Genomic DNA, 26,525 nt, shown 5'->3' on the forward strand with positions numbered 1-26,525 from the left:
GTAAAAGTGAGCGTTTCCGCCCACTTTTACTTAAAACAACAGCACCGTCTTAAGCTTTGCCCGACAAGCGCTGTAAACGCTGCAACGCCGTTTCACCGCTGGCAGAGGCCGCCACAGATTGCCTGATTGCCGCAATTTCAGCCGCCTGATCCAATGGCTTTTGCGCGATATCTGTAATAATTTTCATCCCGGCCGCTTCATTCGATACCTTTTCTGCCCGGCGGGTTAAAGCACTTAAAGCGTTAGAATTATTCGATACGCCTTTAAAACCGGCCAATTGTTCCTGCCTTGCCTGACGGGCTGCCTGCAAATCTTTTTGTGCTTCAGCGGCAGCAAGCGCTTGCAACGCTTTTTTCGCCGCAGCATCAAAATCAGCCAATTGCTGGGAAAGCTGCTTCACGATTTCTTCAAACTCACCCATAAATTCACGGGCATCCGCAGCTTCTTGTTCTTCCTGCGCCACGCGGCCTTTATTGGCCTCCAGCTCATCGCAAAACACTGTCACGGTGGCTTCAGAAATTGTGCCCGCAGATAAACGTGCAGCCAGGGTTTCTAAGGCTTTTTCATCGTTAGCAATCAGGGCCTTTAAATCATCAACATCTTTTTGCTCTTTGGCAAAATCAGCTCTGGCCTTGGCTAATTTTTGTGCCGAATCCTGCAACACGCTGCGCAGCTGATCACGATCTGCTTCGGTTGCCGTTTCAGGATCAAAATTTGCAATCACGCCAGAGATTTTGTCCCCGAGCGCACTGAAGTGTTTTGCAACTAAACGTGCCGTTAAATTCCAACCTGAAGACATAGGATTTCCTTTATTAAAGAAAGTGACTTTCGCATAAATATTGGGCTTCGCAAGCTCAGCACCAGGCTACATCCAGCAATTACTGCACGGTGATTCGTTCCAGCTCTAAAGGTAAACCAATCATAAAATCAACGTGAATGGCGCGTTTTGAGTAATCGCCATCTTCGCTTGTCACGACTTCTGTACTAATTAATAAGTATTCCGGGCCACTGGCCAATTGGCGCACATAGGGCATAAAGCAGATATTCTGACTTAAGCCCTGCGCGCCCATTGCATCATCAATCCGCACTTCTGAGCCGGTAAAAGGAGGAATAAACTCCACTTCGGCACTGCCTGCATCACGCTGATATTCCAGCTGCTCTTCCCCGCCAAAGATCTCCGCAATTCTGCTGTCACTAAAACCCAGCTCCACAAACTGCTCGCGCGCTAAAGCGTAGCTCTGGCACCCCAAACCATAGCCCGCCTCACCGGTAAAGGCTTCCTGATCCTCCGCACTGGCTGGAAAAACACGCGTTAAGCGTGTGCAATACATGACTTCTTCCACCACGCCTGCCTGGTTTTGAAAGACCTGGATAAATTTTTCAGGCGTTTCATCGTTGCCGGTTTCAATATACAGGCGATATAAATGCCCCGATAAATTGATTTTTACCCGGCTTACCGCCTGAATCAGCATGCTTAAATTAGCAGGCGCTTCAATCACCGATCCACTGGTACTGGCGCGTATAAAAGGCGACATTTGCAAGGTAATCAGGCTGCCAATTCTGGCCCCCAAAGGCAAACCTGCATCCTGACGCTCTTCTTCTTTTGCAAATAATTTAGAACCGTAATTAAACGCGTCTTTCCAGCCCATTTTTACAATCCCTTATCCGTTACAAGGCGCGCTCGCCCGCTGCAAAAGCAACGATGTTTAAACCATAAGTGAATTAAGTTGATCTTAACGATCCCCTAAGGAGTAACGCTGCGGCGCCGCTTTTTTTCTTAAGAAAAAAGCCAGAATTAAAAAAGCGATGATAAATACAATCAAACCAAAGAAAAACACCCCCAGCCAGCCAGAAGACTGCTCCGGCTTTTGCGCCTGATTCTGTTGATTCTGTGCTGTGCCCTGCTGATGGCTGGAGCGGCTGATTGCATTGCCCAGCATATTGCCCAGCACCGATCCCGCCAAAGACTGGCCAAACGAGCCATTACGGTTAGGATTGCGCTCTGAATCCGCCTGCCGGTAGGGATCAGGAGCCTGCTGATTTTGATCAGGTTTGGGATTAGGAATATAAATATTTGAAGCCGGTTGCCGCGATCTGGCTTCCCGCTCATTCAGTGTCTTTAAAGCTTTATCTTTTTCTGCCGCACGGCTCATGCTTTTATTCGATGCAGACTGGCTGGGTGTGGTTTGAGTGTCGGTTTTCTTTGCGCTGCCAAAAACACCAAACGATGTTTTTTTAGATTCACTGCTGCCGGTATTTTGCGGAGCAGAAGGCTTGCCCGATGATGATTTACTGCTGCGGGAAGAAGAAAACCCGCCGCTATAACTTTTGGACGACGATTTCGCCAAAGTGTTTCCCACCAGCAGCGTACAAAACACAATCACGATCCACTTCATGGTCATTTCTGATTCACCCTTGTACGATGCCAGTAAATATAACTGTTTTTACACTTGTATAAAAACATAAGTAAGCAACAAGCATGGATATGCTTAAGAATACGCAATATGGCGTGAAGGCCTCTGCACTTGTTTCTATACCACGAGCACTTATTAATGAAAAAAATTCGTATTCTGGCGCTATCAGGTAGCCTTAGAAAATCATCCTATGCACGGCTTGGCAACATGCTACCCATTCTTAATTTTGACGAGTTGAAATGCTTATGTGGCAAAGAGTATAGCGGTAATGCTTTGTACGATCAGATTATCAAAGATGCTGCGGATGCAACACGCCGACGTGGTCCGATGTTTGATCCGGAAGGTTGCTTTGTGGCTGGCACCTTGGTGCACACCAAAGACGGATTGCGAGCGATCGAAGAAATCCAGGTTGGTGATTGGGTACTGGCGAAGGACGAGTCTGGTCAGGGCGAAACGGCGTACAAGCGGGTGCGCAAAACTCATCGTTTTGAAGATAAGGAGATCTGGTATCTCGAATTTGCGTGGCTGGGGTCTCAGTCTGAACGACCGTCCCAAGATCAAGGCTTCCTGATCTGTACTCGCAATCATCCGTTCTGGATAAAAGGGATGAGGAAATATTCGCAGGAAATTGGGCACGCAGTTCTTACTAAGGATTCAAATTATCCATCTGACGTCTGGCTGCGTGCCGACTTGATCGATCCTGGTATGGTGCTGGAGCTGGCTGATGGCCATATGGTTTCGGTGACTAAGTCCTTGTATTTGGCGCAGACTGAAAATGCACACATCGGCTTTATTCAAGGCGATGGTGCGGCGGGAGCCTGGCAGGATGAACTGGATGGCCGATCCGTCGAGTTTACTGCTAATGGGCCGATGACCAATCTTAGTTTTAACCCCGATCGGGTTTATAACGACGAAATGGAGGGGAAGGGAGAGGAGTTTTTATTCCCAGTATATCGCACGACTGTGTACAACTTTGAAGTCGAGGACTTTCATACATACTTTGTCGGCGAAATGGGCGTGTGGGTACACAATACCAATTGCCAGGGAACGAGAAAAGAAGCGGAAGCACTGACACCAGATCAATTGGAAGCGAAGAAACTGCTTAAGGAAAAAAACCTGACACCGGTCGATAACTGGCATATTTATCCGTCATCTAACGCTTTTCATTCACAGATTAAGCAAAAAATCGCAACCACCGCGTTTGCAGCCCCTTACGAAACTATGGCAGCTAAAGTGCAGTCGTTTTCAAAGCAAACTGCCGCCGCAGCCAGCGTATAGGCATGCCAATCACCGGCAGTTTTTGGAATAACTCTTCGGCTGCATCCCAATAATCGCGGTGATAACACACCTGGCCCTGTGCATTTAATTTAAGGTGAGATGCGCCGTGCACGCTGTACGCCTTGCCTTGCAGCTCAAAGATAAAATCCCATGTAATAAACGCCATTTCACCCTGCATTACGCGATCTTTCATCACAAAGCGTGGCTTTTGCGTGGTTTCAAACATATGAGCAAAAATACGGCGGATATCTGCCACACCGCTTACCTCATTAAACGGGTCTTTAAACCAAGCGTCTGCACTATAAAAGCGCTCGATCTCATCCAGATTTTGCGGACTGATTGCCTCGTACCATTGCAACATTTCATCAAGCAGCATGGTTTACCTTAAATCCTTAAATGGGCTGATAACTTGAAATCACGCCAATCGCTGCAGCAAGGAAAAACGCCAGCGGTAGGGCAATCTTTGCAGGCACTTCATCGCCAGCGTAAAGCGGCGGGGAAAGTGGATTTCAAAACTGCCTTGCTCCATGCCCTGCAAAATAGCGCTGGCGGCTTGTTCCGGCGTTTGCAGAGCGGGCATGCTGAAGTTATTTTTTGCTGTTAGCTCCGTTTTTACAAAGCCCGGATTAATCAGATACACGCCAAGGCCGTGCGGGTGCAGATCGGCATAGAGCAGCTCAGCCAGGTTAATGAGCGCGGCCTTGCTCGGGCCGTAAACAGAAGCATTGGGCAGGCCCATATAGCCCGCCACACTGGCAATCACTGCCACGCTGCCCGCTTGCCGGGCGAGTAAATCAGGCAGGATGGTTTCAAGCCCAAAGTAAACGCTGGCTAAATTCACCGCCAGCGTGCGCTCCACCTGTGCGGCCTTTATCTCCCAACTGCGCTCAGGCCGGTAATCCGCTGCACAAAACACCACCAGATCTACCCCGCCCCATGCGCTTTGTATCTGCTGAAAAGCGCCAGGCCAGGCGGCTGCATCGGCCACATCAAAGGGGATAATCTGCACCTGCTCACTCGCCGCAGCCACTTGCAGCAGCCGGCTTTCGCTGCGCGAGCTTAAAGCCACGCGTGCGCCTTTGCCGATTAAATCACGGGCCAGCGCAGCGCCAATGCCGCTGGAAGCGCCAATCAGCCATACACGCTGCGCGCGCCACTGCCTGATTTGAGGATTAAGGCTGGCAAACATGGCTAATCCTTTTTGCGGAAAAACAGCGTAACTTCACCCAGCTGCCAGCCAAATTTGCTCATGCTGGCACGGTTTATCATGGTTTTTTGATCGATTAAAAACATCCAGTCATCAAACTGCACTTCATACACCGAGCCATCTACCGGCAGCAGCATGGTGTATTTCCAGTTGAGCGCATTGCCAGCAATCTGCCCTTGCGCCTCGCCTTTAATATCGTCCGCTGTGCCTGTCCACTGCCCACCCGCTTGCTGGCGTAAAGTCCAAACGCGTTTTTGCTTGCTGCCGTCGCTATAGCTAAAGTCTTCATCCAGCACAAAGTGATCCCCCTGCTGAGTGCCGGTCAGCAGCACATGAAAACGCTTGACCACTGCGCCATCACGCTTTTGAAACGTGCCCCATGCTTCTGTCTGGCCGCTAAAAAACTGCACTAAATCCAAGGCAGGCTGTTGCTGCTGGTAATGGCGCACATCCGGCCCGGCACAAGCGCCAAGCAGCATGCAAAACATAATTAACAAGGCTTTCATGGTGTGAATCCTTTTAAAGTGGCTTGCTGCCGGATGACTAAATTTAAACGCCACATTGCCAGCAATTTAATCGCGCAGGGCAAGGCGGCATAAGTCAGCGCAAGGCTTAATCCGCCCTGCCCTGCGACGCCCGGCTGATAGCCGCCCAAAGCCAAAAGCGGCAAGGCGAGCCCAGAGAGGGCGAGGGCCAGCTTGCCCAGCAGTGTCCAGATTCCGTAATAGCTGGCGGGTGAATGCCGGGGTGAAATCAGTCCGGCCAGTAACACGGGCGGCAGGGCTAAATCGGCCCCCAGCGCCAGCCCTGCCAGAATGCACACCACGGCATAGGCAGCCACATCACCAGTACTGAGCAAAGCCGCGCCTGCAAAAGCCAGCACAGCCAAAATCATGCCCAAGCGCCACGCTTTTGCCGTGCCGGTTTTCTTAGCCAGCCTTACCCACAGCGGCAAACCCAGAGCCGCAGCCACAAAATAAGCAGCTAAAAATGCACCGGATAATTGCGGGGCGGCGATGCGATCGCGGATATAAAACAGCGCCAGCGTGGCCGGAACCGCCACCGAAACCGCGTTTAAAAAGTAAGGCAGTAATAAGCGCCTGAATGCCGGATTTGCCAGCGGCTCGCGCCAGGATTGCTTTTCTCCCCCGCCCAGCCAGGGCAGGGCCCGACAAAGCAGCGCTGCGATGCCCAAAGCTAATAACAGTGCAAACGCCAGGGCATACCAGGCCATACCTTGCTCCACCTGCTGGCCCGCCATTAAATAGCCCGGCACGATGCTTGCCAGCACCACACCAATCAGCCCCGCGCCTTCGCGCCAGGCGGCGGCATGAAGTAAAGCGGCCTGATCCCCCAGCCTTGCCCCCCATGCCAGGTAGGCAATATTGAGCATGCTGTGCGCGGTGTAAATGCCGGTCAGCATCACCGCCAGCCACAGAATTAAGGCGCTGCCTTGCACCGGCACCAGCCACAAACCAGTAAATGAGGCGGCCAGCAGCAGCCCGGCACAGAGCATCCAGCCACGTAAGCGCCCTGCCCTCCGGTCAATTAAATAACCCAGCCACGGGTCTTGTACGGTATCAATCAGCCTGGCCCCAAACAGCACCCAGCCCGTGGTGGATAAGGCCATGCCTAATTGCCCTGCGTAATAAGCCGGGGCGTGCACATAAACCGGCAGAGCGGCCATGGCCAGCGGCAAGCCCAGCATGCCATAAGCCAGCGCGGGCTTCACTTTTGCCCCAAAAGCTGCGCGCGCAGATTGCTGTCTTTACTGCGCTCATCCAGCCAGATGGCAAAAAAGGCTTTGGCAAATTCGGTATCGGCCACTTCGGCATTCAGGCCCTTCTTGCCATAAAAACGGCAGCCCACACCGGGCAGATACACGCCAATCAGCTGATCGCCGCTTTCTACATCACTAAACGCGCGCTCCATTTCAGCCTGCCAGCGGGCCAGCTGCGCCTTGCTGTATTCTTTGCCGGATAAACGCTTGATTTCATCAAGGCTGGTGCTGACAAAACGCTCACGGCTGATGCTGCGGTGGTAAGTCAGCTCCAGCGCAAACGGCGCGCTGGCTGTAAAGGGGCGCTGCTCGCTCCATAAACGGGCGGTATATACCCTAAAACCAAACCAGCGGAATTCTCCCGATCCAAGCGGCGCAGCAGCAGGCAGCTCTTCCCGCCAGCTGGCGGCAAATGCCCCATTCACCATCGTCAGCAGCAGAATCAGTAACAGCGCACTAGCGGTTTTTTTGTAATAAGAACTGCACCACATCGGTTCGCCCCTCATCAAAGCCTGCTTCGCAATAGGCGTAATAAAGCCGCCAGATACGCCGGAATTCATCATCAAAACCTTGCGCCGCAATGGTGGCTTCACACGCGCTAAAAGCCTGGCTCCAGCGGCGCAGCGTTTCGGCATAATCTGCGCCAAAATGGTATTGATCGAGTGTTTTAAGGCCAACTTCGGCCGCCTTGGCCACAAAGCGCTCCGGGCTGGGCAGCATGCCGCCGGGGAAAATATACTGCTGAATAAAATCGGTATTGGCGCGATAGTTTTCAAACCGCGCATCATCAATGGTAATGCTTTGCACCAGCGCTTTTGCCCCCGGCTTTAAGCATTGCTGCAGCTGATTAAAATAGCCGGGCCAGAAGCGCTCGCCCACGGCTTCAAACATTTCTATCGACACAATGGCATCGTATTGCTCGTTTAAATCGCGGTAATCACAGAGCCACAGCCTGGCGCTATTACCCTGATTGCGCGCTTGAGCCACGGCCAGCTGCGCTTCTGAAATGGTAATGCCGTGCACTTCAACGCCGCAGCGTGCGGCATGCTCGGCAAAGCCTCCCCAGCCGCAGCCAATTTCCAATACTTTATCGCCTGCTTTTAAAGCCAGCGTATCGATAATTCTCTGGTATTTGGCGGCTTGGGCACTTTCTAAGCTCTGGCTGAAATCACCTGCAAAAATAGCGCTGGAATAGGTCCAGCTTTTATCCAGCCACAGCTGGTAAAAATCATTACCGATATCATAATGCGCGTGGATATTGCGTTTACTGCCCTCACGCGTGTTGGGGCGCAGCCAGTGTTTCAGCCGATACCAAAGCGTGGCCAGCTTGCCGCCAAAGACAAAGCGCTCCAGCGCCGCTTCGTTTTTTAAAGCCAGCCGCAGCAAGGCGGTTAAATCTGGCGTATCCAGCCAGCCAGCTGCAAAGCTTTCTGCAAAACCAATATCGCCTGCCTTAATAATACGGCCACAAGCGCGCCAGTCATGAATATGCAGCACGGCGCTGGGCGGCGTATGTAAATTGCCAAATGTAAGATGGCTGCCGCCGGGAGTAATCAGCTGCAAATGCCCATGCCGCAAGCGTTGCAAGACTTGAATAAATAACCGGGCCGCAGCAGGCGCGGCAGAGGGCAAAGCAGACAGGCTGCGCGCTTGGCTCATGATTGGCTTTCCTTTGAACTTCGCAAATGAAGTGGATGGCTGACAGGATGTAACGGAGGCTGAGGCTTGCGGTAAAACGGCACGCGTTTCAGCCACAGACGCAGCGCCTGCCAATGAATTTTGGCAACCACGCCCAGCGTTAAAAATGGCTGAGCCAGCAAAGCACGCCGTAAATGTGCGGGGGTAAACGAGACGCGCCGGCCTGCAATCGCCGTTTTAATCAGCAGGCCTTCCTGATCAAAATAATCAATCCCCACAAAAGCACTGTCTGGCGAATTTTTAAAAGAAAACTGGTAATGGCCCGCCACAGGACAAAAAGGCGAAACATGCAGCGCTTTCATACTGTGTAAATCGCTGTCAGGCAGAATGTCCCCACCGCCAGCTGCTTGTAGTAAATAGCGATGATGCTCGCCAAAGGTATTGTTCACTTCGGCCAGCACGGCCTTTAAGCCGCCCTTTTTATCGTGGCAAAACCAGAAATTAACCGGGTTAAAGGCATAGCCAAAGATTCTGGGAAAGGTTTGCAACCAGATTTCGCCATCGGCCTCTATCGCCGCATCTTTAAGCAGGCCGCGCATCCAGCCCTGCAAATCAGAGCCATCTCTGGCGCCATAATCCCGCGTGGCAATCGATAAAGGCCGCCAGCGGTTAACGCCAAACCAGCGGTTATTCAGCTCACCCAGCCGGGCCAGATTCAGCCGCAGGCAGAACACCGGATACACGAAGCGGTTTTGCACCGGCCTGAGCCGCTCGTGCATCACCTGCCCGCTTAATAAATAAGCGGCACGCATCAGAGCTGCGCCCATGCAGGTAAAACATCAAAATCAGCAGCAATGCGCAGCGCGGATTTCAAGCCGTCTTCATGAAAACCATAGCCAGTCCATGCGCCGGCAAACCATGTGCGGTTGCACCCCTGCAGCTGCGGCAAACGCTGCTGGGCATCTATGGCGGGCTGATCCATGATTGGATGCTGGTATTCGAACTGCGCAATCACTAAATCTGGCTTTTTAAATGGGTTAAGCGTCACCACTACCGGGTATTCAAACGGCAGGTTTTGTAACTGATTCAGCAAATAGCTCACGCATACAGGCCGCTGCCCATCCACCGCCGCGCCGCCCAGGTAGTTCCAGGCCGACCATACTTTTTTGTTTTGGGGCAATTGCTGCTCATCCAGGTGTAAATAAGCGGTATTGGGCTGGTAGCGCACAGCCCCCAGCAGCTTTTGCTCGCAGGGGCTGGCGTCCTCCAGAATACTTAAGGTATCGGGGGCGTGCCCGGCAAAAACCACGATATCGAAATGTGATTCGCCACTGGCGGTTAAAACACGCACACCATTAGCATCCCGGCGCACGCCCAGCACCGGCGTATTAAGACGGATATCCGGCAAAGTGGCGGCGATACGCTGCACATAGCTGCGGGAGCCACCTTGCACGGTTTGCCATTGCGGCCGCCCATTCACTTGTAATAAAGAGTGATTAATACAAAAACGCAAAAAGGTCAGCGCGGGAAAACCCAGAATATCTTGAGGTGAGCTCGACCAGATTGCTGCAGCCATGGGCAGCAAATATGCGTCCCTGAACAGCTGGCCGTAGCCACCTGCATCCAGCAGCTGCCCTAATGTTTCCCCGCTATTGCCAGCCCTTAGTAAATTTGCCTCTGCAGCTTTATTAAATCGCAAAATATCTTTGAGCATGCCCCAGAAGCGGGGGGAGTAAAGATTGCGCCGCTGAGCAAATACGGCATCCAGATCTGTGCCTGCCCACTCCAGCTGGCCCTTATCCATAGACACGCCAAACGACATATCCGTGCTGTACGTTGCCACATCCAGCTCGGCCAGCAGAGCCACTAAATTGGGGTAGGTTTTATCATTCAGCACCAAAAAGCCGGTATCAACAGGATGACTGACCCCGTTAACTGACACATCCACCGTGTTGCTATGCCCGCCCAGATAGCTTCCCGCCTCAAACAGACAAACATCGTGCTTGCGATTGAGCAAATATGCGCTGGCAAGGCCCGATATGCCTGCGCCAATCACGGCGATTTTTTGTCTGAAACCAGAAGAGACTTGCAGCGCCACGGGGGGTTTCCTTTGAATGGTTTAAAAAACAAGCACCTGAATAAGGGCTGAAGCTAAGGCTGAATATTCAAGCTATCCATTCCTCTCATCAGCGGCTAATATGGCATCTAAACCACCATGCAATTAAATCTACCACAGAGTAACTTTAATTACCAATGAGTATTTTAAGCAAATTAAGCTTCAAAGATCAGGCCTTTAAGCTGCGCGAAACGGCGATCCTCGATGCAACCACCGCCATACTGGCCAGCAAGGGCTTTGACCTGATGACCATGGACGATGTTGCCCAGGAAGTAGGCATTTCAAAACCCAGCCTCTATAAGCACTTTAAATCCAAGGAAGATCTGGTGGGGGCAGCGATGATTCGCCTGATAGATGGTGCGCTTGATTATCTGGATGCCATGCCCTCAGGGCTAAACCCGATACAGCAGCTAAAAGATTTGCTGGCTTGGGCTTTAAGAATCAGGCTGGAGGGGGGTATGCCCTTTTTGCCTTCAACCAGCGCGCATGTTCGTGAAATGCTGACACGCAACCTGAAATACGTCATGAGAGTGTTGAAATTAAATGGCAAGATAGAGGCCATCGTTCAGCAAGCTCAAAAACAAGGCCAGCTCAACCCTGCCCTGCCTGTTGATGTGATTTTGTTTGCCTATTACGCAAGAACCTGCGATCCGGCCGTAGAATACTTGCAGCTTTACAGCAAGCTGGATCACGAAACCATTATCGAATCCATGCTTGAAGTCTGTTTTTCCGGGCTGAAAAACCAAGCATAAACAGCAGGCAAGCGAATTAGCGGCCCTCCGGAGTTGAATCCCAGGCCCGGCGCCCGCATATGCCCTGCATGAAACCACTAAGGAATACCCCAAAATGAGCGTTCCTCATCTGACCACCGCACTTACAGGCCCGCTGCTGGATCTGGAACGTAAAATTTTGGCTGCCCAGCCTGAAATCGAGCATTGGTTCCGCAACCAGTGGCAGGAACACACGCCACCGTTTTATGGCTCGGTCGATTTGCGTAATGCAGGCTATAAGCTGGCACCGGTGGATATGAATTTATTCCCGGGCGGCTTTAATAATCTGAATCCGGAATTCCACCCGCTGGCCGTGCAGGCCACCATGATTGCACTGGAAGGCTATTGCCCGGATGCGCGCCGTGTTTTACTGATTCCGGAAAACCACACCCGTAATACTTTCTACCTGCAAAACGTCGCTGCACTGGCCAAAATCTTGCGCCAGGCAGGCCTCGTGGTACGTTTAGGCAGCATGAATCCAGAAATCACGACCAGCACCACGCTTGATTTGCCTGATGGCGGCCAGGTGACGCTGGAGCCGATTGTTCGCAGCGGCAAACGGGTTGGCATTGCGGGCTTTGATCCCTGTGTGGTGCTGCTCAATAACGATTTATCAGCTGGCATTCCGGCCATCTTGCAAGATATCGAGCAAACGCTGCTGCCGCCACTCAATGCAGGCTGGGCCGTGCGCCGTAAAACCCAGCATTTCACCGCCTACGATAAAGTGGTTGAGGAATTTGCTGCGCTGATCGATATCGACCCCTGGGTGATTAACCCTTACTTTGAACACGTAGACGGGCTGGATTTCCACTCCCGCGCAGGCGAAGACGAGCTGGCCGCTACCGTAGATGCAATGATTGAAAAAATCCGCATTAAATACCAGCAGCACGGCATTGATCAGGTGCCTTATGTCATTGTAAAAGCCAATGCCGGCACTTACGGCATGGGCATTATGAGTGTGAAATCCGGTGAAGAATTACTCGGCTTAAACCGCAAGCAGCGCAATAAAATGAGCGTGATTAAAGAAGGCATGGAAGTACACGATGTGATCGTGCAGGAAGGCGTACCCACCTTCGAGCAAATCAACGCCGCTGTGGCAGAACCGGTGGTTTATATGCTGGACCGCTTTGTGATTGGTGGCTTTTACCGCGTGCATACAGGCCGTGGCATTGATGAAAATCTGAATGCACCCGGCGCGCACTTTGTACCACTTGCCTTTGCTTCCCCGCTCTCCACCCCCGATTGCGATGGCTCGCCAGACTGTGAAGCAAACCGCTTCTACTCCTACGGCGTAGTGGCAAGACTGGCCTTACTGGCCGGGTCTTTAGAGCTGGAATAAGTTTCTAAAGGTGGGGAGCCGGGATTTGGGAGTGGGGAGTAAACCCAACACCCGATTCTCTTCTCCCGACTCACCCAACAACTGGGGAGTGGGGAGTCAACCTGGGCCCGACTCACCAATCCCGACTCACGACTCCCAATATGAAGGCCGCTATGAAAATCCTTGTCGTGCTTGATCCGCTTGCCAGCTTAAAAATTTATAAAGACAGCAGCTATGCCATGATGCGCGAGGCGAATTCGCGCGGACATTTGCTGTTTACCTGCGGCGCTGAAAACCTGAGAGTCAAAGACGGCATCGTTGAAGCGCTGGCAGCGCAGTTGCACTTTACCGGCACGCAAAGCGGCCACGATTGGTATACCCAGAGTGAAACCGCCATTACGGCACTGAAAGACTTCGACGCCGTAATCATGCGTAAAGACCCCCCTTTTGATCAGCAATATTTCTATGCCACGCAATTGTTTACACTCGCCGAAGCACAGGGGGCAAAAGTATTTAACCGTGGTCAGGCACTGCGCGACTTTAATGAAAAGCTGGCCATTTTAAAGTTTCCGCAATTTACTGCACCTACGCTGGTTACCCAGTCTGAAAGCGATGTGCGGGCGTTTTTGGCAGAGCACGGCGACATTATTCTCAAGCCGCTTGATGGTATGGGCGGCACCGGGATTTTCCGTCTTACACAGGCGGATCCTAATGTAGGCTCGATTATCGAAACGCTGACGGCCAATGGCACACAGACCATCATGGCGCAGCGCTATATTGCAGCGATTAAAGAAGGCGATAAACGCATCCTGCTGATCGATGGCAAGCCGGTGGACTGGTGCCTGGCGCGCATTCCCAAGGCAGGTGAAACACGCGGTAATCTGGCTGCGGGCGGCAGCGGCGTAGCAAGACCATTAACAGCCAGAGACCGGGAAATCGCCGAAGCACTTGGGCCGCAGCTTGCAGCTCAGGGCCTGCTGCTGGTGGGGCTGGATGTGATTGGCGAAAACCTCACCGAGGTGAATGTTACCAGCCCGACCTGCTTTGCCGAAATCACCGCGCAATCTGGCATCAACGTTGCTGCCCTGTTTATTGACGCTTTAGAAAAGCATGCGAACTGATGCGTATTAAACGGCCAGCAGGCAATATCCCTGCCGAAATCACCGCGCAATCAGACATCAATATTGCAGGTCTTTTTATTAATAACCTAAAAAAGTACACAGCAGCATGAAGCGCTTTTTCTTGCTTATCGCGGCCCTGCTGCTCAGCGCTTGCAGCAGAGCGCCGCTTTATCAGCAAGAAAGCTATGTATTTGGAACGCGGGTACAGATCTCTGTATGGGGCTTACCCGAAGATGTAGCGCAAAAACATGTGGCGGCCGTATTTGCTGATTTAGATCGTATTCATACCCGCCTGCACCCCTGGCAGCCCTCCGAAATCACCCGGATAAATGCCAGTTTTGCCAGGGGCGAGCCTGCTCTGATCGATACTGAAACCGCGGCACTGCTCAAGCAAGCAAGCCAATATGCTGATCAGTCTGAGCAGCTGTTTAACCCTGCCATGGGTGGCCTCGTTGAAGCGTGGGGCTTTCATAAAGATAACTACACCGCCACTCTGCCCAAGAGCGAAACTATCGCTGGTCTACTGGCTGCCCAGCCCAGAATGAGCGACCTGACTTTTGACGCAACCACGGTGAGCAGCAGTAATCCGGCAGTAAAAATTGATACCGGCGGCTTTGCCAAGGGCTGGGCGCTTGATCGTGCAGCAGCCTATTTGCGTAAACACCGGGTAAATAATGCGCTGATTAATATCGGCGGCAATGTGCTGGCACTTGGCAAAAAAGATCAGACGCCATGGATTGTGGGCATACAACACCCTCGCGAGCCGCAAGCTATGGCAACGATTGCTTTAAGGGATGGCGAAGCAATTGGCACTTCGGGTGATTACCAGCGTTTTTTTGAAGTAGCCGGCAAGCGTTATTCGCATTTAATTGACCCGCGAACCGGTCAGCCCGCCACCACCATGGAAGCAGCTACCGTGATTGCCCCGCCCAGCTTAGAAGCAGGAGCGATCTCTGACGCAGCCACTAAGCCTATTTTTATTGATGGGATAGGAAATACATTACGCCATGCCAAACGTTTTGGATTGCAAGATGTACTCATCGCAGGTAATGATGGCAGTGTCTATGTGACAGCAGATTTACAACGCCGGCTGACGTGGATCAAGCCCCCGGTACATATTTACCGCTTACGGTAGCAAGCAAAAGCGGTATATTTAGAGCATCTTGCTTTCTTGTATTTAATAACATCAAACTTACACCCGTTAAGGTAGGAAGGTATGGTTGGTATTATCATTGTGACGCATGTGTCTTTAGGCGAAGCCTTAGTCTCGTGTGCCCAACATATTATGGCGCGGGATCTGCCAAACTTACTGCAATTATCAGTAAGCAAAGCGGATGAGCCCGATGATGTAGTAAGACGCGCCAACGAAATGATCAGCCAATTAGACGATGGCTCAGGTGTACTGCTGCTCACCGATATCTATGGCGGCACGCCATCCAATGTTGCTCAGCGTTTAGTCAGGGCAGGCAAAGTAGAAGCAATTGCCGGTGTCAATCTGCCCATGCTGGTCAGAACACTGAGCTACAGCCACCAGGCGCTTGAAGTTGTTGTGAGTAAGGCCATTACCGGGGGGCTGGAAGGTGTGCTCTATATGCTGCCCGGCAGTGCTCAGGAATAAATGAAAACATGAAGGTAAAACGCGTTTTTTGCGTACTGCGCGGCAGCATGCAGAAATCAGCGGGATAGCAAAGTGATGTACAGATTGCCGTCAGCAAAGCAATTTCAGACGGTTTGGAAGGTGTTCTCTATAAGCTGCCCAGCAGCGCTCAGGAATAAGTGATATGCCAACAAGTGAAGTAGAAATCATAAACAAATTGGGTTTACATGCCCGTGCATCCAGCAAGCTCACCCAACTGGCCAGCCAGTTTCAGTGTGAAGTCTGGCTTAGCCGCAATCAAAAAAGGGTGAATGCCAAGTCAATTATGGGCGTCATGATGTTAGCTGCAGGCAAAGGCAGCAAAATTCTGCTAGAAACCGACAACGGTCCGGATGCAGAAAGCGCAATGACGGCAATCTCTGCCTTAATCGCTGATAAGTTTGGCGAAGGCGAATAAGGCTTTGTCTCATCCGCTCTGTATCATCATTTAGTCATAAAATATTTATTTAAAACTGCAAGACAACAGGCATTATCAGGGATAGTTCAGATCAGTTTTGTACTCAAAATAACGACCGCGATCACCGGCACGGTGGCAAAAGAGGAAGGTTTATGAGCATTACGCTGCAAGGGATTGGCATTGGGGGTGGGATTGCAATTGGGCAGGCCCACCTTATATCGCATGCCGATATCGAAATTGCTCACTATCAACTGACTGATGCAGACATTCCCGCCGAGCTGGCCCGCTTTGATAATGCCATCCGGGTAACCCGAAAATCCTTAGAAATGCTCTGGGGCAGTATCCCTGAAAATGCCCCCGCCGAGCTGGGCGCATTTTTGTCACTGCATATTATGCTGCTGAATGATCATATGCTCTCCAAAGAGCCGCGCAATCTGATCGAACAGCAGCATTGCAATGCGGAATGGGCGCTTAAGCTGCAGCTGGAAGTGCTGCTCGCTCAGTTTGATGAGATCGAAGACGAATACTTGCGCGAGCGCCGCAGCGATGTGATTCAGGTAGTAGAGCGGGTCTTTAAAACGCTGGCTGGCCACGAAAACCATTCACACGCCCTTGCTGAAATTGCCCCCGACTGCATTCTGGTTGCGCACGATCTCAGCCCGGCCGATATGGTGCTGTTTAAAGATACGGCCTATCTTGCCTTTATTACCGATGTGGGTGGCCCGACTTCTCACACCGCCATTCTGGCCCGCAGCTTAGATTTACCATCGGTGCTGGCGCTGCGCCACGCCCGCGAGCTGATCCGCGAAGATGAGCTGATTATTGTCGACGGCATTAACGGGGTGGTGATTATCGACCCCGATGAAATCATCCTCAAAGAATACCGCCATCTGCAGGCAGACTGGCTGAAAAAACAACAAGCACTGCAAGATATCCGCACCAGCCGCCCTGTTACCAAAGATGGCGAAGAAATCGAGCTGTTTGCCAATATTGAAGTGCCCGACGATTGCATTTTGTCCATAGAAAACGGGGCAACAGGTGTCGGTCTGTTCCGCTCCGAATTTTTATTCCTGTCCGAATCTGATTTACCCACAGAAGAAGAACAGTTCCTCGCCTACAAACAAGTCGCTGAAGCCATGAAAGGCCAGCCGGTGATTATTCGTACCGTAGACCTGGGCAAAGACAAAATACCTAAATGGCAGCAGGAGCGTGAAACGCCTAACCCGGCACTGGGGCTGACTGGTATTCGTCTTTGCATGGCCGAGCCACAGATGTTCCGCACCCAGCTGCGCGCTCTGCTGCGGGCCTCTGCCTATGGCAAGATTAAACTGCTGTTGCCCATGCTCTCTTATGTGGGCGAAGTAAGGCAGACCCGTAAGCATCTGGAAGAAGCCAAAGCACAATTACGCGAAGATAATATCGCTTTTGATGAAAATATCGAGCTGGGCGGCATGATCGAAGTGCCTGCAGCAGCCGTGCAGGTTGCCCAGTTTTTAGCGCATCTTGATTTTATCTCGATCGGCACCAACGACTTAATTCAGTACACGCTGGCCGTTGACCGAAACGACGATTCGGTTTCTCACCTTTATGATCCGCTGCACCCGGCCGTTATTCAGCTGCTGCACCATGTGATCAGCACAGCCAACCGCCTTGGCAAGCCAGTTTCAATGTGCGGGGAAATGGCGGGTGACCCGGCGCTCACACGTCTATTGCTGGGCCTTGGTTTAAGACGCTTTTCTATGCTGCCGATTCAGCTGCTGAAGGTAAAACAAGAAATTCTGACCGGCGAAATGCAAAAAATTAAGCCTTTGGTAGAAAAAATGCTGATTGCGGAAGACAGCCAGTGCCTGCGTGAGCTTTTGCAGCAGCTGCATCAGGATGAATGATTAAACAGCCGCTTTGGCTGATTGCTAAAAACCTCAAAACCACAGGCTTTACGCAGCTCAGGCCTTTACCAGGCAAAACATGGTAAGGGCCTTTGGCCTGCTTTACCCTCACCCCCAAACGGTGAGGGCAGTAACAGGCCATTCAAAGCTTTAATATAAGCTTGCCTCACCCTCAGGGCGGGTTTTAAAGCGGCGGTGCAGCCAGTAGTACTGCGAAGGGTGCTCACGAATCCGCTCTTCAATAAAAGCATTCATACGGGCAGTATCAGCCAGCGCATCATCGCTGGGAAAGTTTTCCCATGCGGGGTAGTACCGGCTGACAAAACCATCTTTTTCCAGCGTGGTAATCATCGGCAACACTTTTGCTTTACCCATTAAAGCAAGGCGCGACAGGCCCGGCACCGTGGCCGTCTGAATCCCAAAAAATGGAACAAACACAGATTCTTTAGGCCCCAGATCCTGATCAGGCAGATAGTAAAAACAGATACCCTGCTTAATGGCCCGCAAAATACCGCGAATGCCTTCGCTGCGCTTAATCAGCAGCGGATCATTAAAACGGCTGCGCCCGCGCAGCAGCATTAAATCAAAAGCATTGTCGTGGGAAGAGGAATACATGCTGGCACCACGGTGATCCACCATATGGCGGATGCCGCCAAAATCCAGCCCAAGAAAATGCGGGGCAAGCAAGATCAAATGATGCTCTTCAACGGCATTAAAATGCTCATAGCCTTCGCGGCGTACCAGCTTTTCCACAGTATCCTGCGAGCCAAACCAAAGCTTACTGTAGAAAAAAATGCAGGTGCACAGCTCCTGGTAGTGTTGTTTTAATATCCGCTCATGCTGCCCCGCGGGCCACTCCGGAAAACAGAGTTGTAAATTAGTCAGCCCGATTTTACGCCGGCTCTTTACTGCAAAATAAAGTACCCGGCCCAGCACATATCCCAGGCCGCGTAAGAGTGATAAAGGCAGCCAGCTTAAACACCAGAACAAAACAATCAACAAACGGTAACTCATACATCCTCGGGCAAGGGTGCGCCTGCGGGGCGCTTATATCGGTTATAACTCCACAAATACTGGCTGGGAGCACGACGTATCATCGCTTCTACATTGCGATTCAAAATAAGGGCATCAGCCTGTGCATCACCCGCAAAGGCTTCATCCAGCGGGGCAAAATGCATTTTAAATCCACGCCCCCAAGGCAGACGCTCGGCAAAGCACATCAGGATCACAGGCTGGGTTGATTTGCTTAAACGAGGCAATAAAGTCATGGTGTAAGCAAGCTTACCAAAGAACGGGGCCCATGCCCCCTCCCCGGCACCGGGAGCCTGATCAGGGAGTATATAAATTGCTTGCTTCTCTTTTAAGGTGCGCAGTAAGATCTTTACGCCACTGGCATTCGCAGGAGCTGCACGCCCATTGGCACGGTTTCGCCCTGTCACCATCAGAGGCTCTAACCATTTAAGCTTGGGAGGCCGGTATAAAGCGGCCAGCACGCAGGGAATCTGTGTGCTTATATACACACCACAGACTTCGATTCCACCAAGATGCGGAGAAACAAACATCATGGGCCGACCACTTTGCATTGCCGCTTCAACATGCTCCCAGCCGTCGCGTTCCTTCACCCAACGGCCAACCTGCTCTGGCGTTCTAAGCCAGGCTGGTAAAAGTTCTAACGCCCCCATGCCGTGGGCACTCACACTTAAGCGGTGCAATCGCTTATAATCTCCGCCATTTTGCGCAATACCCGACTGCTGCAAGTTGGCAGCCAAACGCTGTCTGTAGCGTGGCGATAACAGCCAAGCCAGCCAGCCAAGCAAGGCTCCAAGGCCATGAAATAGCCATAGGGGCAAGTAAGCAATAGGTTTAAGCAGCAGCATCAGGTTTTTACGCATCCAAGGGCAGGCTCCGGATTCTACCGGCAAAACAGGCTGTTACTAAGCGTTTAGGACAATAAGTCATTTGTGCAAGCATGTAACAAATCACTTTATGAAGAAAACCCTTAGTAAGCCCCTCATTGACAGGGAAACAATAATGCAAGAATTCCTCTTTACCTCTGAATCGGTTTCTGAAGGCCATCCAGATAAGGTGGCAGACCAAATCTCGGATTCCATCCTTGACGCTATTCTGACGCAAGACAAACACGCCCGCGTTGCAGCCGAAACACTGGTAAATACCGGTCTTGTGGTCCTGGCTGGTGAAATTACCACGCATGCCAATGTGGATTATATTCAAATTGCCCGCGATACCATCAAGCGTATCGGTTACGACCACAGCGATATTGGCTTTGATTACAAAACCTGCGCCGTGCTGGTGGCTTACGACAAGCAAAGCCCGGATATCGCCCAGGGCGTAAACGAAGGCCAGGGCCTGGATTTAGACCAGGGCGCTGGCGATCAGGGCCTGATGTTTGGTTATGCCTGCGATGAAACACCGCAGCTGATGCCTATGCCGATTTACTACTCGCACCGCCTGATGCAGCGCCAGTCTGAAGTACGCAAAGACGGCCGCCTGCCATGGCTGCGCCCGGATGCTAAATCGCAGGTCACCGTTCGCTACGATAAAGACACTGGCATTGCAACCGGCATCGACACCATTGTGCTGTCTACCCAGCACCACCCGGATGTCAGCCACGCCCAGCTTTCTGAAGCCGTGATTGAAGAAATCATCAAGCCAGTGATCCCGCCAGAATTATTAGTGGGCACTAAATACCTGATTAACCCGACAGGCCGTTTTGTGATCGGCGGCCCGATGGGCGATTGCGGTTTAACCGGCCGTAAAATCATTGTAGATACCTACGGCGGTGCAGCCCCTCACGGCGGCGGTGCTTTCTCAGGTAAAGACCCATCCAAAGTAGACCGCTCAGCCGCTTACGCTGGCCGTTACGTAGCAAAGAACATCGTAGCAGCCGGGATTGCCAAGCAATGCCTGGTACAAGTGTCTTACGCAATTGGTGTGGCGCAGCCGGTATCGATCATGGTGGATACCTGGGGCACAGGTAAATTACCTGAGCACGAAATTGTTGAGCTGATCAAACAGCACTTCGATTTACGCCCGAAAGGCATTATCCAGATGCTTGATCTGCTGCGTCCGGTATACACACGCACTGCAGCCTACGGCCACTTTGGCCGTGAAGAACCAGACTTCTCGTGGGAGCGCACCGACAAAGTCGAAGTCCTGCGCGCTGCTGCGGGGCTGTAAGCGATTCATCATGGCTGAAGTGATTCAGCCATATAAAAAAACGGGGAAGCCAAAGCTTCCCCGTTTTTTTATTCATCACGCGGCTTATTTGCGGCGACGCATTACTAAGCCAACCAATCCTAAACCCATCAGGGCGTAGGTTTCAGGCTCTGGCACAGGCAATGCGCTGCCTTTATAAGGCTCGTAGCCTAATTCAAGTTTGCCATTTGCTCCGGCACTTAATGAATTAGCAATCAGCGTGCCTTCAAGATGGCCAGAGCCAACAACATCCGCATTAACGGCAAGTACGCTGCCATTTAAGAAGGTCGAAACGTTTACACTCTTAGCATTGCTTAAATTGTAAATAATCCGGTCACGATGCAGGGCCAGCGGGTCTTTGGATCCGGCTAAATTGCCGCCAAAATCACCCGAAAACACGACATCGGATAAAGTGCTGTTAATGATGATATTGGCACCGGCTTTCACGTTTTTCAGTGATATATTTTGCAGTGCCGTATTGCCCAGATTAAAAACCTGCACATCTGATTTACCATCGCCCGTCAAAACCAAGCCACCACCACTGCTTGTCCAGCTCCCCAGCTGAGCCTGCCCGGATAAAAAGGAAGATAAACCACTCAACTGCGTCTTAGCTGCAGCAAAATCAAGAAAGCTGGCGTTTTTTACCGCCTGCCCATACTGCCACTCAACCGCGGCTAATGAGCCACCATAAACAAGATTGCCCTTATTCAGCGTGCTGAGATCAATCGAGCTGGGGCCAATCGATGTATTGGTGTCAATATTGGTTTTTGGACCATTGTAAACAGAGCCGACTTTGCCCCACGGCCCCGTTAAAGATACATTTCCTTGTACAACCAAAGAAGGTGCTGTGGTGCCATAGGGATTACGATAGCCTATGTCAAATCCTGAAGTCAGATTGCCACCCACAGCCAAACGGCCTTCCACGTCAGAAGCGGCATTTACATTACCAAAGAAAAAGCCGCTATAACCATTGGCAACGCCAAAATCAACAATGCCAGCCTGAGCGCAGGCGCTGAGCGTAATACCCAGCGCTGCAATAATATGTGTCACTCGCATGATGTTTATATCTCCCCGGCTTAATGTCAGCGCATCAAACCATTTAATTTTCAAACTTAAGTCATGCCGCATAACTAAACACAGCCCCCCACCAGGCTAAGGCATTGTTTTTAAAAAAACAACTCAAAAACAATCCGCCAATAGCAAGTGAAATAAGTATTTAATTATTCTAAAACATTAATCTGCCCGTATCATTCTGTGGATTACGATCGCAGAAACCCCAAACACTATAGCAAGCCGCTATTTAATTACGATTAATTTTTACTAAATTTAATTAATCAGTTAATTACCATTATATAAATTAGAAGAAACTAATACTGTTTAAATCCCAATACGCAGCCTGACTAAAATACATCGCTCAGGCTTCACGTTTATATCAAAAACCGAATTATGCCAAAAACATCAACACCCAGGGTTTTAACTTACACCGCGATGCGATGATACTCACACAGCCAGGCACAAAATCCATGCTATACAAGTACCGGTAATCATCTGCAGCAAGGTCTTATGGCTCAGCAAATACAAGCTTTCGTGGCAAAAAAACCCGGCTGAGTCACAAAGAAAAACGCACTTTCCTCTTTTGCAATCAAAAGAATAAAGTGCGTTTTTGTGAATAAAACCCAACACGTTTTATTTCATTATTTTGTAATCAACAGAAACCGCCATGATTTAATTTGTGCCAAAACAACCCCGGACAGCACCAGACCACCACCTAATAAATGATAGCCCTGAATTTTTTCCCCAAGACTGAACATCGCAATCAAAGCCGTAAATAAAGGCAGCAAATTCATAAATACCGCCGTACGATCAGCCCCAAGGCGATGCACACCCTGCATCCAGCAATAGGCAGCAATCAAAGACGAAGCAATCCCTGCAAACAACACCAAGCCTGTGCCCTGCTCCGGAATCGCCATTGTTTGCGCGCTGAACGCCACCGGAATCAAAATCACTACCGCCAGCACAATTTGGATGTACAGATTGTGCCAGTGGCTGAACGGCAAGGCCCAGCGGCGCAAAAGAATGCCATACAGGGCATAGGCCACGGTGCCAATCAGCATCAGGGCATCGCCATGATTAACCCCGCTCAGTAACAAGCTGGCAGGATGCCCTTCACCCAGCAGATACAACACACCGCAAAACGAGCAAAAAATCCCCATAGCGGCAGCAGCACCAGGTTTGGTTTTAGTGATAAAAGCATTCAGCAGCAATGATGAGAGCGGCACCAAAGAAGTAATCACCCCCATATTAGTGGCGGTCGTGCTATGTGCTGCGTAATAGGCAATGCACTGAAACAACACCATGCCCAGTAATGCCAGCACTAAAAATTTACCCAAATATGGGCGAATAGCGAGTCGTTGCTGCCAGACTGCTTTCAGGCAAAAAGGCGTGAGCACTAAAGCCGCTAAAAACCAGCGATAAAAAGAAATGGCGGCAGGATCAAGTACGCCTGCCGCAGCTTTGGAGACCACGGTATTAGTGGCCCAGATCATGACCGCCAGCAGGGGAAAAAGGATGGGCATCACGCTTATCTTTCTGAATGAATAAATTGTCACTAGTATAAGCTTGTCTTTTTTAATGCAAGTACGCTAAAACAGACATTTCATATTCAGAAACAGACAAGTTGAAACAAACATAAAATGACCAACGCCTATTTTGCCGCCGATTTAGCCCTGTCAGCGCCCAATCCGCTGTATTTGCGCTATCAGCAGATGCAGGCAGACACCCAATACAGCATCCATCGGCACCCATGGGGCCAGTTAAGCTGGATTAGCCTTGGAATTATGGATCTTGAGCTGGAACAGCAGCATCTGATTGCACCCGCTAACTGCTTAATCTGGGTACCTGCCGACATCCCGCATTCTGCCTATGTACGCGAGGCGCTCAATTACACATCCATCTATGTTTCAGACGATTTAGCCAGCCTGCTGCCAAAGGAAGCCTGCCTGCTTACCAGTACCCCGCTCATCAGCGCTTTAATCAGCGACTTTGCTCAGCGGCAGCTGGGACATATGCAGGATCAAAGTGATCAGAATCAGGCGGAGCTGCTGATTACCCGCTTAAGCCAGTGTAAAAGTGCACCAAACTTCTTACCCGGCAGCAGCGATACGCTGATCTCCCCCATTTTAAAAGCGCTGCAAGCCAGGCCAGACGATGCCCGCAGCTTAGGCAGCTGGGCCAGCGAAGTGCACAGTACCGAACGCACGCTGGCCCGGCGTTTTCAAAGCGAGCTGGGAATGAGTTTTGGCCAGTGCCGCAATCGCATTCGTGTATTACATGCACTGGCATGGTTAAAAGAGGGGAAAACCATTCAGGATATTGCATGGCAGCTGGGCTACAGCACACCATCGGCGTTTATTGCCATGTTTAAACAATTAATTGGTTTTTCTCCGGAACGCTACCGGCAACAGCAATCCCCTGTTACTAAATCTTAAAAGAGGATGATTTGTAATAAAAAATGACTATCCGGCCAATTACCCCATTAGGATTATTACAAGAAAACGAAAGCCGGATGAATATATGCAATCAACATCAATAAAAAATGACGATTGCCATTTGTAATTAATGCAGAAATAGGATAAAAACGAGGCTCAAGCGCTCATCGCCTGAAAAATAAAAAGAAGGGATGCTCACAAATGACGATGATTCACCTCACCGCAAGCCTTGCCTTGCTGTGGCTGCATCTGGCTGGCCTCACCCTTGTGCTGGGCCGCTGGCTGCCCTATGCAATAGCCAGAGCATCGGGTGTGCTGTTGATTACACTAATGCTGTTTTTTATTGAGCATTTTATTGGCTTAGGTAATCTCAATGGCATCTGGCCCATCACAGCGATTTTAGCCGCAGCGTCTCTTTATCTGTTTAAACAAGAAGCACAAAGCAGCCGCTTTAAAGCCGCCGAAATCGCCTTTCTATTGGCTCTCGCCTATGGGCTGATTTGGAAATTTATATTCCCTGCGATTTATCCAACTTCCGAGCGGGTCACTGATCTGTATTTTATGGCCAATTATTATTCAGGCAGCGTATTACCGCCGCCCGATCATTGGTTTGCCGGCCATCGCTTTGATTTCTACTATGCGTTTCAGCACTACGGTGCGGCCCTGATGGGGCGGCTGTTTGGCTGGGAGATTGGTTTCGCCTATAACATCTCTTTTGCACTATTAATGGCCCTGGGCCTCAGCCTTGCATGGGAATTCACCACCCGCTTTGTTGCAGGGCGCATACATCGTCTGGTACTGATTATTGCCCTTGCTCTGGGCGGTACCGGTGTTTCACCTTTTTTAAATTTATTTGTTACCCCGGCCAGCGATACCCCAATCAGCTGGCAGGCCAACGACCAAATGTGGGCCAGTGCGCGTTTTATTGGCAGCTATGATGCGCGGGTCAATACTGATTTGGGCCGGCAGCTTTTCCCCTTGCCTGCCCCGGAAACCAAACCCACAGCAGATTTTGAAGCACGTGATTTGCCGCTGGAAAACTTTGGCTATCAGTTTTTCCTGGGTGACTACCATCCGCCACTTGGTGGTTTTTTCCTGCTGTTTTTAGCACTGGCACTAATCGCATGGCTGGAACAAAAACGCAGCGATCAGCCTGCAGAAATCCTGTACGGGCGCTTTGCCCAAGGCCTGCTGGCACTCACGTTGCCAGTCATGCTGATCACCAATACATGGATCACCCCCATGCTGGCTGTGCTGCTGTTTACCTGGGCAGGCTGGCGGCATTACTGCAAAAATCCACCAGCCTGGGGTGCCATTTTTGCAGGCGGCACACTTGGATTTCTGCTGATTTATCCTTTCCTTGCCGGCTTTGCCAGCCAGGCCATCGGCACGCCTATCCGCTTGGTTCATTCCATTGACCACACGCCGCTGGCCCAGTTTATTCTGCTGCTCTGGCCGTTGTTTGCACTGTTTGCACTGGCACTGACCGAAAAACGCCAGCGCCCGCTGGCCATTGCCCTGGTCGCTGCCTTTGCGATTATGTTGCTGTTAGGTGAGTTTATTTTTGTAGACGACCCAAGCGTGGGTAAATTTGAGCGCACCAATACCACCATGAAATGGTGGGGCTGGATGTGGAGCGGAGCACTTTTGGCCTCAGGTGCGATGGCATTAGGATCGGGCAAACGCTGGGTACGCAACACCGCGACTGGCGTTTTGCTGCTCACTTGCAGCTATGCCCTCAATACCGCGCAATATATCTGGCATACCCCCAAGGGTGACATGGGCAAACTGGCGGGCACGCAATGGTTTAGTAATGATGCCCCGGTTAAAGACACCATCCGCTATCTAAACCAAGCGCCACAAGGCATCGTGCTGGAAAACTGGCTGGGTGATGCTTACACCAATCAAACACTCTACTCACTTTATTCCCAACAACCTTCATTGCTTGGATGGCCTAATCACGTCAGCCTGTGGCACGGTGCGCCTCAGGAAGTGTGGCTGCTTAATCAGCAAATCAAAGATTTCTACGCTGGCGCGCAAAATACCCCTCTCGCCTGGCTGCAACAAAACAAAGTTAAATATATCGTTTGGGGCAGGCCTGAAAGCACATCGCCCGCATGGCAAACAATCAATGCTGCAATTAGCCCCGGATACGACTGGCACCCTTTCCTGGATACGCCCGATACCCGCATGGGGCTTTGGATTAAACGATAATAATGAGCCGGCATAAGCACGGCCC

General features: G+C 51.1%; 26 protein-coding genes. 11 read left to right on the top strand and 15 right to left on the bottom strand.

Features of this window, described 5'->3' with window-relative positions; all coding sequences use genetic code 11:
* Positions 1 to 49: 49 nt before the first annotated feature.
* The 3 genes from HA050_RS07845 to HA050_RS07855 form a co-directional block, all read right to left on the bottom strand.
* A complete protein-coding gene (locus HA050_RS07845) occupies positions 50 to 799 on the bottom strand; it encodes a coiled-coil domain-containing protein (RefSeq protein WP_166824250.1) in 750 nt (249 codons plus the stop codon).
* Positions 800 to 878: 79 nt separating this feature from the next.
* Entirely contained in the window at positions 879 to 1,649 is a 771-nt protein-coding gene (locus tag HA050_RS07850; RefSeq protein WP_166824253.1) for a DUF2491 family protein, read from the bottom strand.
* Between the two features lie 84 nt (positions 1,650 to 1,733).
* Entirely contained in the window at positions 1,734 to 2,402 is a 669-nt protein-coding gene (locus HA050_RS07855; protein WP_166824256.1) for a hypothetical protein, read from the bottom strand.
* Positions 2,403 to 2,552: 150 nt separating this feature from the next.
* Between HA050_RS07855 and HA050_RS21930 the strand changes: the two genes are divergently transcribed.
* A complete protein-coding gene (locus tag HA050_RS21930) occupies positions 2,553 to 3,692 on the top strand; it encodes a polymorphic toxin-type HINT domain-containing protein (RefSeq protein ID WP_205836341.1) in 1,140 nt (379 codons plus the stop codon).
* On the opposite strand, the gene HA050_RS07870 is transcribed toward HA050_RS21930, so the two are convergent.
* The 8 genes from HA050_RS07870 to HA050_RS07905 are packed head-to-tail and all read right to left on the bottom strand — an operon-like array spanning position 3,643 to position 10,415.
* Positions 3,643 to 4,068 carry a nuclear transport factor 2 family protein gene (locus tag HA050_RS07870; protein ID WP_166824259.1) on the bottom strand — a complete coding sequence of 142 codons (426 nt, stop codon included), beginning with the start codon at positions 4,066 to 4,068 and terminating at the stop codon, positions 3,643 to 3,645. The two genes, HA050_RS21930 and HA050_RS07870, sit on opposite strands and share 50 nt — an antisense overlap.
* A gap of 39 nt (positions 4,069 to 4,107) precedes the next feature.
* Positions 4,108 to 4,881 carry an SDR family NAD(P)-dependent oxidoreductase gene (locus tag HA050_RS07875; RefSeq protein WP_166824262.1) on the bottom strand — a complete coding sequence of 258 codons (774 nt, stop codon included), beginning with the start codon at positions 4,879 to 4,881 and terminating at the stop codon, positions 4,108 to 4,110.
* Positions 4,882 to 4,883: 2 nt separating this feature from the next.
* Positions 4,884 to 5,405 (bottom strand): DUF3833 domain-containing protein, encoded by a 522-nt coding sequence (locus HA050_RS07880; RefSeq protein ID WP_166824265.1) that lies wholly within the window; start codon positions 5,403 to 5,405, stop codon positions 4,884 to 4,886.
* Positions 5,402 to 6,631, bottom strand: coding sequence for an MFS transporter (locus HA050_RS07885; RefSeq protein ID WP_308418894.1), 1,230 nt, complete (start codon positions 6,629 to 6,631; stop codon positions 5,402 to 5,404). The genes HA050_RS07880 and HA050_RS07885 overlap by 4 nt, the downstream gene beginning before the upstream one ends.
* On the bottom strand, positions 6,628 to 7,170 hold the full coding sequence (locus HA050_RS07890; protein WP_166824268.1) for a chalcone isomerase family protein: 543 nt from the start codon (positions 7,168 to 7,170) through the stop codon (positions 6,628 to 6,630). The genes HA050_RS07885 and HA050_RS07890 overlap by 4 nt, the downstream gene beginning before the upstream one ends.
* Positions 7,136 to 8,338 carry an SAM-dependent methyltransferase gene (locus tag HA050_RS07895; protein ID WP_166824271.1) on the bottom strand — a complete coding sequence of 401 codons (1,203 nt, stop codon included), beginning with the start codon at positions 8,336 to 8,338 and terminating at the stop codon, positions 7,136 to 7,138. Before HA050_RS07895 ends, HA050_RS07890 begins: the two co-directional genes overlap by 35 nt.
* Positions 8,335 to 9,129 (bottom strand): DUF1365 domain-containing protein, encoded by a 795-nt coding sequence (locus HA050_RS07900; protein WP_205836342.1) that lies wholly within the window; start codon positions 9,127 to 9,129, stop codon positions 8,335 to 8,337. The genes HA050_RS07895 and HA050_RS07900 overlap by 4 nt, the downstream gene beginning before the upstream one ends.
* A complete protein-coding gene (locus HA050_RS07905) occupies positions 9,129 to 10,415 on the bottom strand; it encodes an NAD(P)/FAD-dependent oxidoreductase (protein ID WP_308418895.1) in 1,287 nt (428 codons plus the stop codon). The genes HA050_RS07900 and HA050_RS07905 overlap by 1 nt, the downstream gene beginning before the upstream one ends.
* A gap of 155 nt (positions 10,416 to 10,570) precedes the next feature.
* On the opposite strand from HA050_RS07905, the gene HA050_RS07910 reads away from it, so the two are divergent.
* The 7 genes from HA050_RS07910 to ptsP all read left to right on the top strand — a co-directional run bounded on the left by HA050_RS07910 (position 10,571) and on the right by ptsP (position 17,582).
* Entirely contained in the window at positions 10,571 to 11,185 is a 615-nt protein-coding gene (locus HA050_RS07910; protein WP_166824274.1) for a TetR/AcrR family transcriptional regulator, read from the top strand.
* Positions 11,186 to 11,279: 94 nt separating this feature from the next.
* Positions 11,280 to 12,542 (top strand): glutamate--cysteine ligase, encoded by a 1,263-nt coding sequence (gene gshA / locus HA050_RS07915; RefSeq protein WP_166824277.1) that lies wholly within the window; start codon positions 11,280 to 11,282, stop codon positions 12,540 to 12,542.
* A gap of 152 nt (positions 12,543 to 12,694) precedes the next feature.
* Positions 12,695 to 13,642, top strand: coding sequence for a glutathione synthase (gshB, locus tag HA050_RS07920; protein WP_166824280.1), 948 nt, complete (start codon positions 12,695 to 12,697; stop codon positions 13,640 to 13,642).
* A 106-nt stretch (positions 13,643 to 13,748) separates the two neighbouring features.
* On the top strand, positions 13,749 to 14,777 hold the full coding sequence (locus tag HA050_RS07925) for an FAD:protein FMN transferase (protein WP_166824283.1): 1,029 nt from the start codon (positions 13,749 to 13,751) through the stop codon (positions 14,775 to 14,777).
* 81 nt (positions 14,778 to 14,858) lie between these two features.
* On the top strand, positions 14,859 to 15,260 hold the full coding sequence (locus HA050_RS07930) for a PTS sugar transporter subunit IIA (RefSeq protein ID WP_166824286.1): 402 nt from the start codon (positions 14,859 to 14,861) through the stop codon (positions 15,258 to 15,260).
* A gap of 163 nt (positions 15,261 to 15,423) precedes the next feature.
* Entirely contained in the window at positions 15,424 to 15,696 is a 273-nt protein-coding gene (locus HA050_RS07935) for an HPr family phosphocarrier protein (protein WP_099396356.1), read from the top strand.
* A 152-nt stretch (positions 15,697 to 15,848) separates the two neighbouring features.
* Entirely contained in the window at positions 15,849 to 17,582 is a 1,734-nt protein-coding gene (gene ptsP, locus HA050_RS07940; RefSeq protein WP_166824289.1) for a phosphoenolpyruvate--protein phosphotransferase, read from the top strand.
* Positions 17,583 to 17,732: 150 nt separating this feature from the next.
* Here the strand turns inward: ptsP and HA050_RS07945 are convergent, their stop codons facing one another.
* Positions 17,733 to 18,596, bottom strand: coding sequence for a lysophospholipid acyltransferase family protein (locus tag HA050_RS07945; protein WP_166824292.1), 864 nt, complete (start codon positions 18,594 to 18,596; stop codon positions 17,733 to 17,735).
* Entirely contained in the window at positions 18,593 to 19,474 is an 882-nt protein-coding gene (locus HA050_RS07950) for a lysophospholipid acyltransferase family protein (protein WP_166824295.1), read from the bottom strand. The genes HA050_RS07945 and HA050_RS07950 overlap by 4 nt, the downstream gene beginning before the upstream one ends.
* Positions 19,475 to 19,613: 139 nt before the next feature.
* On the opposite strand from HA050_RS07950, the gene metK reads away from it, so the two are divergent.
* Positions 19,614 to 20,780, top strand: a complete 1,167-nt coding sequence (gene metK / locus HA050_RS07955) for a methionine adenosyltransferase (protein WP_166824298.1) — start codon at positions 19,614 to 19,616, stop codon at positions 20,778 to 20,780.
* A gap of 84 nt (positions 20,781 to 20,864) precedes the next feature.
* Here metK and HA050_RS07960 read toward each other — a convergent pair whose 3' ends face one another.
* Positions 20,865 to 21,854 (bottom strand): collagen-binding domain-containing protein, encoded by a 990-nt coding sequence (locus tag HA050_RS07960; RefSeq protein ID WP_166824301.1) that lies wholly within the window; start codon positions 21,852 to 21,854, stop codon positions 20,865 to 20,867.
* 638 nt (positions 21,855 to 22,492) lie between these two features.
* Positions 22,493 to 23,374 (bottom strand): DMT family transporter, encoded by an 882-nt coding sequence (locus HA050_RS07965; protein WP_166824304.1) that lies wholly within the window; start codon positions 23,372 to 23,374, stop codon positions 22,493 to 22,495.
* 117 nt (positions 23,375 to 23,491) lie between these two features.
* On the opposite strand from HA050_RS07965, the gene HA050_RS07970 reads away from it, so the two are divergent.
* Complete coding sequence (locus tag HA050_RS07970) at positions 23,492 to 24,286, top strand: AraC family transcriptional regulator (RefSeq protein ID WP_166824307.1); 795 nt, start codon at positions 23,492 to 23,494, stop codon at positions 24,284 to 24,286.
* A gap of 201 nt (positions 24,287 to 24,487) precedes the next feature.
* Positions 24,488 to 26,500: a DUF2298 domain-containing protein gene (locus tag HA050_RS07975; protein WP_166824310.1), complete on the top strand. Its 2,013-nt coding sequence runs from the start codon at positions 24,488 to 24,490 to the stop codon at positions 26,498 to 26,500.
* Positions 26,501 to 26,525 lie beyond the last annotated feature (25 nt).

It is taken from the genome of Iodobacter violaceini, assembly GCF_011601265.1.
In the GTDB taxonomy this organism is placed as follows: domain Bacteria; phylum Pseudomonadota; class Gammaproteobacteria; order Burkholderiales; family Chitinibacteraceae; genus Iodobacter; species Iodobacter violaceini.

Excerpts from the sequence above, each read along its gene's own strand:
- HA050_RS07845 (WP_166824250.1), bottom strand. The coding sequence starts at position 799 with ATGTCTTCAGGTTGGAATTTAACGGCACGTTTAGTTGCAAAACACTTC.
- HA050_RS07850 (WP_166824253.1), bottom strand. The coding sequence starts at position 1,649 with ATGGGCTGGAAAGACGCGTTTAATTACGGTTCTAAATTATTTGCAAAA.
- HA050_RS07855 (WP_166824256.1), bottom strand. The coding sequence starts at position 2,402 with ATGACCATGAAGTGGATCGTGATTGTGTTTTGTACGCTGCTGGTGGGA.
- HA050_RS21930 (WP_205836341.1), top strand. The coding sequence starts at position 2,553 with ATGAAAAAAATTCGTATTCTGGCGCTATCAGGTAGCCTTAGAAAATCA.
- HA050_RS07870 (WP_166824259.1), bottom strand. The coding sequence starts at position 4,068 with ATGCTGCTTGATGAAATGTTGCAATGGTACGAGGCAATCAGTCCGCAA.
- HA050_RS07875 (WP_166824262.1), bottom strand. The coding sequence starts at position 4,881 with ATGTTTGCCAGCCTTAATCCTCAAATCAGGCAGTGGCGCGCGCAGCGT.
- HA050_RS07880 (WP_166824265.1), bottom strand. The coding sequence starts at position 5,405 with ATGAAAGCCTTGTTAATTATGTTTTGCATGCTGCTTGGCGCTTGTGCC.
- HA050_RS07890 (WP_166824268.1), bottom strand. The coding sequence starts at position 7,170 with ATGTGGTGCAGTTCTTATTACAAAAAAACCGCTAGTGCGCTGTTACTG.
- HA050_RS07895 (WP_166824271.1), bottom strand. The coding sequence starts at position 8,338 with ATGAGCCAAGCGCGCAGCCTGTCTGCTTTGCCCTCTGCCGCGCCTGCT.
- HA050_RS07900 (WP_205836342.1), bottom strand. The coding sequence starts at position 9,129 with ATGCGTGCCGCTTATTTATTAAGCGGGCAGGTGATGCACGAGCGGCTC.
- HA050_RS07910 (WP_166824274.1), top strand. The coding sequence starts at position 10,571 with ATGAGTATTTTAAGCAAATTAAGCTTCAAAGATCAGGCCTTTAAGCTG.
- gshA (WP_166824277.1), top strand. The coding sequence starts at position 11,280 with ATGAGCGTTCCTCATCTGACCACCGCACTTACAGGCCCGCTGCTGGAT.
- gshB (WP_166824280.1), top strand. The coding sequence starts at position 12,695 with ATGAAAATCCTTGTCGTGCTTGATCCGCTTGCCAGCTTAAAAATTTAT.
- HA050_RS07925 (WP_166824283.1), top strand. The coding sequence starts at position 13,749 with ATGAAGCGCTTTTTCTTGCTTATCGCGGCCCTGCTGCTCAGCGCTTGC.
- HA050_RS07930 (WP_166824286.1), top strand. The coding sequence starts at position 14,859 with ATGGTTGGTATTATCATTGTGACGCATGTGTCTTTAGGCGAAGCCTTA.
- HA050_RS07935 (WP_099396356.1), top strand. The coding sequence starts at position 15,424 with ATGCCAACAAGTGAAGTAGAAATCATAAACAAATTGGGTTTACATGCC.
- ptsP (WP_166824289.1), top strand. The coding sequence starts at position 15,849 with ATGAGCATTACGCTGCAAGGGATTGGCATTGGGGGTGGGATTGCAATT.
- HA050_RS07945 (WP_166824292.1), bottom strand. The coding sequence starts at position 18,596 with ATGAGTTACCGTTTGTTGATTGTTTTGTTCTGGTGTTTAAGCTGGCTG.
- HA050_RS07950 (WP_166824295.1), bottom strand. The coding sequence starts at position 19,474 with ATGCGTAAAAACCTGATGCTGCTGCTTAAACCTATTGCTTACTTGCCC.
- metK (WP_166824298.1), top strand. The coding sequence starts at position 19,614 with ATGCAAGAATTCCTCTTTACCTCTGAATCGGTTTCTGAAGGCCATCCA.
- HA050_RS07960 (WP_166824301.1), bottom strand. The coding sequence starts at position 21,854 with ATGCGAGTGACACATATTATTGCAGCGCTGGGTATTACGCTCAGCGCC.
- HA050_RS07965 (WP_166824304.1), bottom strand. The coding sequence starts at position 23,374 with ATGCCCATCCTTTTTCCCCTGCTGGCGGTCATGATCTGGGCCACTAAT.
- HA050_RS07970 (WP_166824307.1), top strand. The coding sequence starts at position 23,492 with ATGACCAACGCCTATTTTGCCGCCGATTTAGCCCTGTCAGCGCCCAAT.
- HA050_RS07975 (WP_166824310.1), top strand. The coding sequence starts at position 24,488 with ATGACGATGATTCACCTCACCGCAAGCCTTGCCTTGCTGTGGCTGCAT.